This is a genomic window from Streptomyces sp. NPDC096176, from assembly GCF_044763255.1.
GTDB lineage: Bacteria > Actinomycetota > Actinomycetes > Streptomycetales > Streptomycetaceae > Streptomyces.
This window is the reverse complement of sequence record NZ_JBIWFV010000017.1, coordinates 92496-104562: the sequence shown is the minus strand read 5'-3', so window position 1 is coordinate 104562 and position 12067 is coordinate 92496. Positions and strand designations below refer to the sequence as shown.

Genomic DNA, 12067 nt, shown 5'->3' with positions numbered 1-12067 from the left:
GACGTCAGACATCTCGATCAACAGCCCGGGGGCCTCGCTCGTTGCGCTTCACGGCCATCACCCGATCGGTGGCCAACTCGAAGAAGCTCAGTGGCAGAGCTTCGCCTCGTGCGCTGCGTGGCCGACGGGCTCCAACTGGAACGTGCAGTGTTCCACGTCGAAGTGCGTACCGAGGCAGCCCTGGAGGGCGTGCAGCATCTTCTCGTGACCCACGGAGTCCAGCGCGTCCTGGCTCACCACCACATGCGCGGAGAGCACGGGCATTCCGGAGGTGATCGTCCACGCGTGCAGGTCGTGGACGTCCTCCACGCCGGGCAGGGCCAGTATGTGCGCGCGCACCTCGCCCATGTCGACCCCCTTCGGAGCGGCCTCCAGCAGCACGTTCAGCGTCTCCCGGAGCAGCCGCACCGTGCGCGGAACGATCATCAGGCCGATCACCAGCGACGCGATCGGGTCGGCGTACTGCCAGCCCGTCGCGAGGATGATCCCCGCGGACACGAGCACGGTCATGGAGCCGAGCGCGTCCGCCAGTACCTCCAGATACGCGCCCCGGACGTTGAGACTCTCCTTCTGGCCGCGCATCAACAGCGTCAGCGAGACCATGTTGGCCGCCAGGCCGATCAGCGCGAAAACGACGGTCAGACCGCCCCGGGTCTCCGTGGGCTCGACGAAACGCTCCACCGCCTCGAAAAGCAGGAAACCTCCGACACCCAGCAGAAGCAGACAGTTGGCGAGCGCCGCGAGGATCTCGGCACGGGCGAACCCGAACGTGCGGTTCTGCCCGGCCGGCCGGTTGGCGAAATGGATCGCCAGCAGAGCCAGCCCGAGTCCCACCGCGTCCGTCGCCATGTGGGCGGCATCGGCGATGAGGGCGAGCGAACCGGACAGCACGCCGCCGACGATTTCCAGCACCATCACGCCGAGCGTGATGGAGAGCGCTATGCGCAGCCGTCCCCTGTAGGCCGCGGCCGCAGTACCCGTCGGCGGTGGCCCGCCGTGCGTATGCCCGTGGTCGTGCCCAGCCCCCATGTCGGTGCCCTTCCGTCTGCTGCGCATGGTCGGTCGAGCCCCAGTCAACTACGGGCGGGGGGTATCGGGCAACACGACGCTGAACACCGTTGTCATATGCTCTGACCTGCGGAAATGCTCGCAGGTCAGAGCGTCGTGACGATCAGCGGGCGGCGGCTTCCGGGTGCAGGGCGAGCCAGCCCTCCCAGGCGGAGGCGACCATCTCCTCCACCCCGTGCGACGCCGACCAGCCCAGTTCCTTGGCGATCAGTTCGACCGAGGCGACCGCCTTCGCGGCGTCACCGGGCCGACGCGGCCCGACCACCGGCGTGAGCCGCCGCCCGCTGACCTCGCCCACCAGATCGGCGAGCTCGCGCACCGAGACACCGACGCCGCGGCCGATGTTGACGGTGAGGTCGCCGGCCTCCTCGGCCTCGGCCAGCCGGCGCGCCACCGCGAGATGGGCGTCCGCGAGATCGGCGACATGGATGTAGTCGCGGATACAGGTCCCGTCCGGGGTCGGGTAGTCCGCCCCGAAGATCCGCGGGGCCTCGCCGTGCGTGATCCGGTCGAAGAACATCGGGATGATGTTGAACACCCCGGTGTCCGCCAGCTCGGGGGCGCCCGCACCGGCGACATTGAAGTAGCGAAGGCACGCAGTCGACAGTCCGTGCGCCCGCCCGGCCGCCCGGACCAGCCGCTCGCCCGTGAGCTTTGTCTCCCCGTACGGGTTGATCGGCTCGCAGACCACCGACTCGGAGATGAGATCGGTCTCCGGCACCCCGTACACGGCGGCCGACGAGGAGAAGAGGAACCGCCGCACACCGGCCGCGACCACCGCCTCCAGCAGCACCGTCAGCCCGTGCACGTTCTCCCGGTAGTACAGCAGCGGCTGCTCGACCGACTCGCCGACCTGCTTCTTCGCCGCGAGGTGGACGACACCGGTGACGGCATGGTCGGCGAGTGTGCGTTCCACCACGTCGCGGTCGAGCACCGATCCGCGCACCAGCGGAACGTCGGCGGGCAGCCGCTCGGGAATCCCCGACGACAGGTCGTCGAGCACGACGACCCGTTCGCCGGCCGCAGCCATGGCGTGCGCCACATGCGCCCCGATGTATCCAGCTCCACCTGTGATCAGCCAAGTCATGACGGCCACCCTATGGGGTGCTCATCGGCGTTCCGTCCGGTCCCGGGCGGTCCGGCCGGTGCTCCGCGGGGGCCCGTCGTACCGGCGGTTTGGAGGGCGGGGTGCTGATCGACGATGATGATCTCGGCGGGCCGCCAGGGCGTAAACGGCCGGTGAACTCCCGCTTCCGTTCATCCGATAGCCTCTGCCGACGTGCCGCCGCCCGTGCACCGGGCCGAGCCGCCGTGCACCAGCACCGTCAGCTCCAAGGAGTGAATTCGTCTGTCGACCGCCATCCTCACCGGTCCGCCGGTACCCGGATCGTCGCTCGAGGGCGATCTGCGGTCGCTGGGCTTCGACGTGCGGGTCGCGAACGGCCCCGAGCACACCGCCGCTCTGATCGCGGCGGCGCCCGGTGCCGATCGGGTCGCCCTGATCGACCCCCGGTTCGTGGGGCACGTCCACGCTCTGCGACTGGCACTGACCGATCCGCGTTTCCAGACCACCGCCGTCATCGGGGCGCTCAGTGCGCAGCCGGCCGGCCGTGCGGCGCTGACCGGCGCCGTGCGTGAAGTCTCCGCCACGGTCCCCGCCGGAGCGGGCGCCGTCGCCGGTGACGGAGTCGTCGACAGCGTCGCCGCGGAGCTCGAGGCCCAGGGCGTGCCCGTGCACCGCCCCGAGCTCGGCTCGCTGGTCGCCGCCGTGCCCTCGGAGGCGCAGGAGCGCCACCGGGCACGCGCCGCCGTGGAGGCGGTCGACGACGAGGCCGTTCGGCTGCGCTCCGCGGTCAAGGCCCACGACGGGTTCTTCACGACGTTCTGCATCAGCCCGTACTCCCGCTATCTCGCTCGCTGGTGCGCCCGGCGCGGACTGACCCCGAACCAGGTCACCACCGCGTCCCTGCTCACCGCGCTGATCGCGGCAGGCTGCGCGGCCACCGGTACCCGCGTCGGATTCGTCGCCGCGGGTCTGCTGCTGCTCTTCTCCTTCGTCCTGGACTGCACGGACGGGCAGCTCGCCCGTTACTCGCTGCAGTACTCGACGATGGGCGCCTGGCTCGACGCCACGTTCGACCGCGCCAAGGAGTACGCCTACTACGCGGGCCTGGCCCTCGGGGCGGCACGCGGCGGGGACGACGTATGGGCGCTCGCGCTCGGTGCGATGGTGCTGCAGATCTGCCGGCACGTCGTCGACTTCTCGTTCAACGAGGCGAACCACGACGCGACCGCCAACACCAGTCCTACGGCCGCCCTGTCCAGCAAGCTCGACAGCGTCGGCTGGACGGTCTGGCTGCGCCGGATGATAGTGCTGCCGATCGGCGAGCGCTGGGCGATGATCGCCGTGCTCACCGCCGTGACCACACCGCGCATCGTCTTCTACGCGCTGCTGATCGGCTGCTCGCTCGCTGCCTGCTACACCACCGCCGGCCGTGTGCTGCGCTCGCTGACCCGCAAGGCGCACCGCACCGACCGTGCCGCCCTGGCGCTGGCCGACCTCGCCGACTCCGGACCGCTCGCGGAGACCGCCTCGCGCGTCGCCGCCAAGGGCGTGCGCACGCTGCCCGGTCCGATCCCGCTCGTGGCGGCGGCCCTGGGCGGTGCCGCTGTGGTGGCGACCGCGGCCCTCACCGCCTTCGGAAGTGTCTGGACCGTCGTCGCGGCCGCGGTGTACGCACTCACCTCGGGCGTCGCCGTCGCCCGCCCCCTCAAGGGCGCCCTGGACTGGCTCGTTCCCCCCGTTTTCCGTGCCGCCGAGTACGGCACGATCCTGGTCCTCGCCGCTCACGCGGAGGTGAACGGTGCGCTACCGGCAGCTTTCTGTCTGGTGTCCGCCGTCGCCTACCATCACTACGACACGGTCTACCGCATCCGCGGTGGCACGGGCGCGCCCCCGCACTGGCTGGTGCGGACGATCGGCGGGCACGAGGGGCGGGTCCTGGCAGTCGCACTGCTCGCCTTCCTGCTGCCCAGCACGGACTTCACCATCGCGTCGGCGGCCCTCGCTGCGGCCGTGGCGCTCGTGGTGCTCGTCGAGAGCATCCGCTTCTGGGTGTCCTCGCAGGCACCCGCCGTACATGACGAAGGAGAACCAGCATGATCGGCCTCGTATTGGCAGCCGGTGCCGGACGGCGTCTGCGCCCCTACACCGACACGCTTCCCAAGGCCCTCGTGCCCGTCGACGGCGACATCACGGTTCTCGACCTGACGCTGGGCAACTTCGCTGAGATCGGGCTCACCGAGGCCGCGATCGTCGTCGGCTACCGCAAGGAGGCCGTCTACGAGCGCAAGGCCGCGCTCGAGGCGAAGTACGGCCTGAAGCTCACCCTCGTCGACAACGACAAGGCTGAGGAGTGGAACAACGCCTACTCCCTGTGGTGCGCCCGTGACGTCATCGCCGAGGGCGTGATCCTCGCCAACGGCGACACCGTGCACCCGGTCTCCGTCGAGAAGACCCTGCTCGCCGCCCGCGGCAACGGCCAGAAGATCATCCTCGCCCTCGACACGGTGAAGAACCTCGCCGACGAGGAGATGAAGGTGATCACCGAGGGCGTCAAGGGTGTCCAGCGGATCACCAAGCTGATGGACCCCGCTTCCGCCACCGGCGAGTACATCGGCGTGACCCTGATCGAGCCGGAGGCGGCCGCCGACCTCGCCGACGCCCTGAAGGCCACCTTCGAGCGCGACACCGACCTCTACTACGAGGACGGCTACCAGGAGCTCGTGAACCGCGGCTTCAAGGTCGACGTCGCCCCCATCGGCGACGTCAGCTGGGTCGAGATCGACAACCACGACGACCTCGCGAAGGGCCGTGAGATCGCGTGCCAGTACTGACCCGGCTCATCCCGTCCCCGGTTGTCGTCGACATCCGGGCGGGAGCCCTGGACGACCTGGCCGGCATCCTCGCCGACCAGCGGATCTCCGCCTCCGGCAAGCTCGCCTTCGCGATCAGCGGCGGCTCCGGCCAGAAGCTGCGCGAGAAGCTCGCGTCGGCGCTGCCCGGCGCCGACTGGTACGAGGTGTGCGACGGCACGATCGACTCCGCCGTCAAGCTCGCCGACGACATGAAGGGCAACCGGTACGACGCGGTCGTCGGCCTCGGCGGCGGCAAGATCATCGACGTGGCGAAGTACGCCGCCGCCCGGGTGGGCCTGCCGCTCGCCGCCGTGGCGACCAACCTCGCGCACGACGGCCTGTGTTCGCCGATCTCCATCCTGGACAACGACAACGGCCGCGGTTCCTACGGCGTCCCCTCGCCCATCGCCATGGTCATCGACCTCGACGTGGTACGCGACGCCCCGGTGCGTTTCGTCCGCTCCGGCATCGGCGACGCGATCTCCAACATCTCGGCGATCGCCGACTGGGAGCTGTCGCACCAGGTCAACGGCGAGAACGTCGACGGACTGGCGGCCGCCATGGCCCGCACCGCCGGCGAGTCGGTGCTGCGCCACCCCGGCGGTGTCGGCGACGACGAGTTCCTCACCGTCCTCGCCGAGGCACTGGTGCTCTCCGGTATCGCCATGTCCATCAGCGGCGACTCCCGGCCGTCCTCCGGAGCCTGCCACGAGATCAGCCACGCCTTCGACCTGCTGTACCCCAAGCGGGCCGCCAGCCACGGCGAACAGGTCGGCCTCGGAGCGGCGTTCGCCATGCACCTGCGCGGCGCGACCGAGGAGGCGGGCCTGTTCGCCGAGGTGCTGCGCCGCCACGGGCTGCCCGTGCTGCCCGAGGAGATCGGATTCTCACCGGACGAGTTCGTGCGCGCTGTCGAGTACGCGCCGCAGACCCGCCCGGGCCGTTTCACCGTCCTCGAGCATCTCGACCTCACCAACGACCAGATCAGGGACGCGTACGCCGACTATGCCAAGACCATCAGTAGCTGAACTCCGCCCGGTCGTTCACCCCGCGGGTGTGAAGGACCGGCGCAGCGGTGAGCACTGGGGCGGCCGCCTGTACATGCGCGAGATCTCGCTGCGTATCACCCGCCTCCTGGTCACCACCAAGGTCACGCCGAACCAGTTGACCTACGTGATGACCCTCGCCGGTGTGCTGGCCGCTCCCGCCCTGCTCGTTCCGGGCGTCTGGGGTGCCGTCCTCGGTGTAGTGGCGGTCCAGCTCTATCTCCTGCTCGACTGCGTCGACGGCGAGGTGGCCCGCTGGAAGCAGCAGTTCTCGCTCTCCGGGGTGTACCTGGACCGGGTCGGCGCCTATCTGTGCGACGCGGCCGTCCTCGTCGGCTTCGGCCTGCGCGCCGCCGACCTGTGGGGCAGCGGCCGCATCGACTGGCTGTGGGCCTTCCTCGGCACGCTCGCCGCGCTCGGTGCGATCCTGATCAAGGCCGAGACCGACCTGGTCGGTGTCGCCCGTCACCAGGGTGGGCTGCCGCCGGTCAAGGAAGCGGCGGCCGAGCCGCGCTCGTCCGGCATGGCGCTCGCCCGCCGGGCCGCCGCCGCGCTGAAGTTCCACCGGCTGGTCCTCGGTATCGAGGCGTCCCTGCTCATCCTGGTGCTGGCCGTCCTGGACGAGGTGAGGGGCGACCTGTTCTTCTCCCGCCTCGGCGTCGCCGTGCTGGCCGGTATCGCGCTGCTCCAGACACTGCTGCACCTGGTGTCCGTCCTCGCGTCGAGCAGGCTGAAATGACCGCTCCATTGAAGCTGGGCGCCGTCGTCATCACGATGGGCACCAGGCCCGACGAGCTGCGGGCCCTCCTCGACTCGGTCGCCAAGCAGGACGGCGACCGGATCGAGGTCGTCGTCGTCGGCAACGGCGCGTCCGTCGTGGACGTGCCCGACGGCGTGCACACCGTGGATCTGCCCGAGAACCTCGGCATCCCGGGTGGCCGCAACGTCGGCATCGAGGCCTTCGGACCCGGCGGCCGCGACGTCGACGTCCTGCTCTTCCTCGACGACGACGGACTGCTGCCCCACACCGACACCGCTCAGCTGGTCCGTGAGGCCTTCGACGCCGATCCGGGGCTCGGCATCATCAGCTTCCGTATCGCCGACCCGGAGACCGGCCTGACCCAGCGCCGCCACGTCCCCCGGCTGCGTGCCGCCGATCCCATGCGCTCCTCGCGGGTCACGACCTTCCTCGGCGGCGCCAACGCGGTGCGCACCAAGGTCCTGGGACAGGTCGGCGGCCTGCCCGACGAGTTCTTCTACGCCCACGAGGAGACGGACCTCGCCTGGCGTGCGCTGGATGCCGGCTGGTCGATCGACTATCGCGCCGACATGGTGCTGTTCCACCCGACGATGCCGCCGTCCCGGCACGCGGTTTACCACCGGATGGTGGCCCGTAACCGGGTGTGGGTCGCCCGTCGCAATCTGCCCGTGCCGCTGGTGCCGGTCTACGTCGGGGTGTGGCTGCTGATCACGCTTCTGCGACGTCCGTCCTTGCCGGCGCTCAAGGCCTGGTTCGGCGGCTTCATGGAAGGATGGCGGACGTCCTGCGGCCCGCGCCGTCCGATGAAGTGGCGTACTGTGTGGCGACTCACCAGGCTGGGCCGACCTCCTGTCATCTGACAAGCTCGGTTCTGAGAGCATCTGGGCGACAGGCCGCGGATGGCCGCGCCCCGAATTGCCGCGCATCTTGAACACGAAAGTTTCAACTTGTGAGTGACACAACCCATGACGGTGCCATCGCGATGAGCCCCGCACCATCGCCCGACGACGGCCTGTCTCCGGCGCAGCTCGCCGCCAAGTACGGCCTGTCGGTGAGCGGTGCCCGACCGGGCCTGGTCTCGTACGTCAGGCAGCTGTGGGGGCGGCGCCACTTCATCCTGGCCTTCTCGCAGGCCAAGCTGACGGCCCAGTACAGTCAGGCGAAGCTGGGCCAGCTCTGGCAGGTGGCGACGCCGCTGCTCAACGCGGTCGTCTACCTGCTGATCTTCGGAGTGATCCTGAAGGCCAGCAGGGGCATGGCGATGGACATCTACATCCCGTTCCTGGTGACGGGTGTGTTCGCGTTCACCTTCACCCAGAGCTCGGTGATGGCGGGTGTGCGGGCGATCTCGGGCAACCTGGGGCTGGTGCGCGCGCTGCACTTCCCCCGGGCGTCGCTGCCGATCTCGTTCGCGCTGCAGCAGCTCCAGCAACTGCTGTTCTCCATGATCGTGCTGGTGGCGATCGTGGTGGGCTTCGGCAGCTACCCCTCGCTGTCCTGGCTGCTGGTGCTGCCGGCCCTCGCTCTGCAGTTCGTGTTCAACACCGGCCTCGCCATGATCATGGCCAGGCTGGGCTCGAAGACCCCTGACCTGGCGCAGCTGATGCCCTTCATCATGCGCACCTGGCTGTACGCGTCGGGCGTGATGTTCTCCATCCCGGTGATGCTCGCCGACAAGCCGGCCTGGATCGCGGACGTACTCATGTACAACCCGGCTGCCATCTACATGGACCTCATCCGGTTCGCGCTGATCGACGGCTACGGCTCCGAGAACCTGCCCTCGCACGTCTGGGCCGCGGGCCTGGGCTGGGCGGTCCTGATCGGCTTCGCGGGCTTCGTGTACTTCTGGAAGGCTGAGGAGCGGTACGGCCGTGGCTGATGAAAAGAACGAGCACCGCGTGGACACCGCCAAGGCGCGCATCCCCACGGTCATCGCCGACGACGTGCACATCGTCTACCGGGTCAACGCCGGCGGCGGCGGCAAGGGCAGCGCGACGGCCGCGCTCAGCCGGATCCTCCGCCGCGACAAGGGCGAGTCCCGCGGTGTGCGCAAGGTCCACGCCGTGCGCGGCGTCTCCTTCACCGCCTACCGCGGCGAGGCAATCGGCCTGATCGGCACCAACGGCTCGGGCAAGTCGACCCTGCTGCGTGCCATCGCCGGCCTGCTGCCGGCCGAGAGCGGCAAGGTCTACACGGACGGACAGCCCTCGCTGCTCGGCGTCAATGCCGCACTGATGAACGACCTCACCGGTGAGCGCAATGTCATACTCGGCGGTCTGGCCATGGGCATGACGCGCGAGGAGATCCGCGAGCGCTACCAGGGCATCGTCGACTTCTCCGGCATCAACGAGAAGGGCGACTTCATCACCCTGCCGATGCGCACCTACTCCTCCGGCATGGCGGCCAGGCTCCGCTTCTCGATCGCCGCGGCCAAGGACCACGACGTACTGATGATCGACGAGGCGCTCGCCACCGGTGACCGCCGCTTCCAGATCCGCTCCGAGGAGCGGATCAGGGAGCTCCGCAAGGAGGCCGGCACGGTGTTCCTGGTCAGCCACAGCAACAAGTCGATCAGGGACACGTGCGACCGTGTGCTGTGGCTGGAGAAGGGGGAGCTGCTGATGGACGGCCCCACCGACGAGGTCATCAAGGCGTACGAGAAGGAGACCGGCAAGTAGCCCGGTCCCGCTCGGCACGCTGGGCGCAGGCCCCCGTCGTCTTCGACCGGCGGGGGCCGCGTCATGCCGGTGCCCGGGGCGGCGCGCCACTTCTCGAACAGGCGTCAACTTCCGTGTGCTGGAGGAAAGTTGCACCGGTAACCGGTGTTGTTCCGACGGGTGCGACACCCGGCGGCGCTCCGGGGCGTTGTGCAACGTAAGCTGTACCGGTACCGAAACGCGGCAAGTGGGGTTAAAAGCCGTCGTCCGACCGGCCGATTCCGGCACCGCCGGGTGGCGGATGTGCGGCGCAGTTATGCGGCGGCGTGTCCGAAATGGGATGTATTGGGTCGGCAGTGTAGAACGGGAGACGTGACGGCCATGACGGGAAATCTCCAGCTCCGCCACTCTCCCGCCGTCCCCGCGCAGGACAGCGAGCGGCTCCCCGTGTCGGGCAGCGCGCAGTGACGGGCATCCCGCGGACGCGCGCGCGGGTCCCCGCCCGCGCCACCCTCGACAAGGCCGCCGACGAGAACTTCCCCGTCGCCCCCTTCTTCCTGCCTCGCGCCTGGCGCGAGGACCTCATGGCGGTCTACGGATACGCCCGCCTCGTCGACGACATCGGCGACGGCGATCTCGCGCCCGGCGGCGCGGACGCCCGCCACCTCGGGGTCGAGCCGGACAAGGCCGGCGACCGGCTCGCCGTGCTGGACGCCTTCGAGACCGATCTCCGCCGCGTCTTCGACGAGGCCGGCGACACCCCCCGCCATCCGCTGCTGCGCGCCCTGCGGCCCACGGTCCGACATGCTTCGCTCACGCCCGAGCCGTTCCTCGACCTGATCGCGGCCAACCGGCAGGACCAGCTCGTCCGCCGCTATGAGACGTACGACGACCTCCTCACCTACTGCGAGCTGTCAGCGAACCCCGTCGGCAGGCTGGTCCTCGGCATCACCGGCACCGCCGGTCCTGAACGCGTGCGCCGATCGGACGCCGTGTGCACGGCCCTCCAGATCGTGGAGCACCTCCAGGACGTCGCCGAGGACCTGGCGCGCGACCGCATCTACCTGCCCGCACAGGACATGAAACGTTTCTACGTGGACGAGGCGGACCTCGCCGCACCGACCGCCAACGCGTCGGTGCGTGCCCTGATCGCCTTCGAGGCACAGCGCGCCCGCGCACTGCTGGACGAGGGCACGCCGCTCGTCGGAAGCGTCGACGGCAGACTGCGGCTGCTGCTCGCCGGATTCGTCGCCGGTGGGCGTGCCGCCCTCGCCGCGATCGCCTCGGCCGGACATGATGTGCTGCCCGGGCCGCCCAGAGCCACCAAGGCGAACCTGCTGCGTCACGTGGGAGCAGTCTTGCGAGAAGCGCGTAGAGAGGGATGAGCCGGACGATGGAGGGACCGATCCAGGTGCCCGCGCCGGTGCAGGCCGCGTACAGCTACTGCGAGGCCGTCACCGGACAGCAGGCCCGCAACTTCGCGTACGGCATCAGGCTGCTGCCGCCGGAGAAGCGCCAGGCCATGTCGGCGCTGTACGCGTTCTCCCGGCGCGTCGACGACATCGGTGACGGCACGCTGAAGCCCGAGGCAAAGCACGACCGTCTCGAGGGCACCCGCGAGCTGCTGCAGCGCATCAGGAAGGGCGCCGTCGACGAGGACGACACCGACCCCGTCGCCGTCGCCCTCTCGGACGCCGCGCGCCGCTTCCCCCTCCCGCTCGGCGGCCTCGACGAACTCATCGACGGCGTGCTGATGGACGTCCGGGGCGAGAGCTACGAGACGTGGGACGACCTCAAGGCGTACTGCCGGTGCGTGGCGGGAGCGATCGGGCGGCTCTCGCTCGGCGTGTTCGGCACCCAGCCCGGCGCGCGCGGCGCCGACCGCGCCTTCGAGTACGCCGACACACTGGGCCTCGCCCTTCAACTGACCAACATTCTCAGGGACGTTCGGGAGGACGCGGCCAACGGCCGCACCTACCTGCCCGCGGACGACCTGGCCAAGTTCGGCTGCTCCGACGGCTTCCACAGCAGCACGCCGCCGCCCGGCTCCGACTTCGCGGGTCTGGTCCACTTCGAAGTACGCCGCGCCCGCGCCCTGTTCGTGGAGGGCTACCGGCTGCTGCCCATGCTCGACCGGCGCAGCGGCGCATGCGTCGCCGCGATGGCCGGCATCTACCGCCGGCTGCTCGACCGCATCGAGCGCGACCCCGAGGCCGTGCTGCGCAGACGGGTGTCCCTGCCGGGTCGGGAGAAGGCCTACGTCGCCGTCCGAGGCCTGTCCGGCCTGGACGCCCGCCACATCGTCCGCCGGACCCACGGGGGTCGCCGATGACACCCACGACACCCCCACCGGCCACCTGCCGGGCTCACCCGCACGAGGCCACGCCCGGAGCCGGCGTGCGCCGGCGTGCGGCGTCTGCGCCCGCCGCCCGCACTCTGAGGGCAACCCGGCCGACCTTCGCCGCGTCCCTGCCTGTGGTGGCAGGGACGCGGCCGGAGCCGGGTTCCGCGGGGTCGCGTCGCCACTGCCGGGAGAGCCCAACGGCGGCAACCCTGTCGCTGCCCGGGCCCGGCCCCGCGGTGCCGCGTCCCGGCCAGGACCGATGCCGGGAGGGCAT

11 protein-coding genes are annotated in these 12067 nt (G+C 70.1%); 9 read left to right on the top strand and 2 right to left on the bottom strand.

The window, feature by feature from the left end; genetic code table 11:
- Positions 1–87: 87 nt before the first annotated feature.
- Together ACIQ7Q_RS32265 and galE are read right to left on the bottom strand one after the other, a co-directional pair.
- Positions 88–1029 (bottom strand): cation diffusion facilitator family transporter, encoded by a 942-nt coding sequence (locus tag ACIQ7Q_RS32265; protein ID WP_403870055.1) that lies wholly within the window; start codon positions 1027–1029, stop codon positions 88–90.
- Positions 1030–1171: 142 nt separating this feature from the next.
- On the bottom strand, positions 1172–2155 hold the full coding sequence (gene galE, locus ACIQ7Q_RS32260) for a UDP-glucose 4-epimerase GalE (RefSeq protein WP_403870052.1): 984 nt from the start codon (positions 2153–2155) through the stop codon (positions 1172–1174).
- Between the two features lie 261 nt (positions 2156–2416).
- On the opposite strand from galE, the gene ACIQ7Q_RS32255 reads away from it, so the two are divergent.
- From ACIQ7Q_RS32255 to hpnD, 9 genes are all read left to right on the top strand, one after another.
- Positions 2417–4231: a DUF5941 domain-containing protein gene (locus ACIQ7Q_RS32255; protein WP_403870088.1), complete on the top strand. Its 1815-nt coding sequence runs from the start codon at positions 2417–2419 to the stop codon at positions 4229–4231.
- Entirely contained in the window at positions 4228–4965 is a 738-nt protein-coding gene (locus tag ACIQ7Q_RS32250; RefSeq protein ID WP_403870049.1) for a sugar phosphate nucleotidyltransferase, read from the top strand. Before ACIQ7Q_RS32255 ends, ACIQ7Q_RS32250 begins: the two co-directional genes overlap by 4 nt.
- On the top strand, positions 4953–6014 hold the full coding sequence (locus ACIQ7Q_RS32245; protein ID WP_403870046.1) for an iron-containing alcohol dehydrogenase family protein: 1062 nt from the start codon (positions 4953–4955) through the stop codon (positions 6012–6014). Before ACIQ7Q_RS32250 ends, ACIQ7Q_RS32245 begins: the two co-directional genes overlap by 13 nt.
- Positions 5992–6771, top strand: a complete 780-nt coding sequence (locus tag ACIQ7Q_RS32240) for a CDP-alcohol phosphatidyltransferase family protein (RefSeq protein WP_403870044.1) — start codon at positions 5992–5994, stop codon at positions 6769–6771. Before ACIQ7Q_RS32245 ends, ACIQ7Q_RS32240 begins: the two co-directional genes overlap by 23 nt.
- Positions 6768–7652: a glycosyltransferase family 2 protein gene (locus ACIQ7Q_RS32235; protein ID WP_403870041.1), complete on the top strand. Its 885-nt coding sequence runs from the start codon at positions 6768–6770 to the stop codon at positions 7650–7652. The genes ACIQ7Q_RS32240 and ACIQ7Q_RS32235 overlap by 4 nt, the downstream gene beginning before the upstream one ends.
- 89 nt (positions 7653–7741) lie before the next feature.
- Positions 7742–8671 carry an ABC transporter permease gene (locus ACIQ7Q_RS32230; protein WP_403870038.1) on the top strand — a complete coding sequence of 310 codons (930 nt, stop codon included), beginning with the start codon at positions 7742–7744 and terminating at the stop codon, positions 8669–8671.
- Positions 8664–9470, top strand: coding sequence for an ABC transporter ATP-binding protein (locus ACIQ7Q_RS32225; RefSeq protein ID WP_356632842.1), 807 nt, complete (start codon positions 8664–8666; stop codon positions 9468–9470). The genes ACIQ7Q_RS32230 and ACIQ7Q_RS32225 overlap by 8 nt, the downstream gene beginning before the upstream one ends.
- Positions 9471–9913: 443 nt before the next feature.
- Positions 9914–10834: a squalene synthase HpnC gene (gene hpnC / locus ACIQ7Q_RS32220; RefSeq protein ID WP_403870035.1), complete on the top strand. Its 921-nt coding sequence runs from the start codon at positions 9914–9916 to the stop codon at positions 10832–10834.
- Entirely contained in the window at positions 10831–11781 is a 951-nt protein-coding gene (hpnD, locus tag ACIQ7Q_RS32215; protein WP_403870032.1) for a presqualene diphosphate synthase HpnD, read from the top strand. Before hpnC ends, hpnD begins: the two co-directional genes overlap by 4 nt.
- Positions 11782–12067: the final 286 nt, after the last annotated feature.

Excerpts from the sequence above, each read along its gene's own strand:
- galE (WP_403870052.1), bottom strand. The coding sequence starts at position 2,155 with ATGACTTGGCTGATCACAGGTGGAGCTGGATACATCGGGGCGCATGTG.
- ACIQ7Q_RS32240 (WP_403870044.1), top strand. The coding sequence starts at position 5,992 with ATGCCAAGACCATCAGTAGCTGAACTCCGCCCGGTCGTTCACCCCGCG.
- ACIQ7Q_RS32250 (WP_403870049.1), top strand. The coding sequence starts at position 4,228 with ATGATCGGCCTCGTATTGGCAGCCGGTGCCGGACGGCGTCTGCGCCCC.
- ACIQ7Q_RS32265 (WP_403870055.1), bottom strand. The coding sequence starts at position 1,029 with ATGGGGGCTGGGCACGACCACGGGCATACGCACGGCGGGCCACCGCCG.
- hpnD (WP_403870032.1), top strand. The coding sequence starts at position 10,831 with ATGAGCCGGACGATGGAGGGACCGATCCAGGTGCCCGCGCCGGTGCAG.
- ACIQ7Q_RS32235 (WP_403870041.1), top strand. The coding sequence starts at position 6,768 with ATGACCGCTCCATTGAAGCTGGGCGCCGTCGTCATCACGATGGGCACC.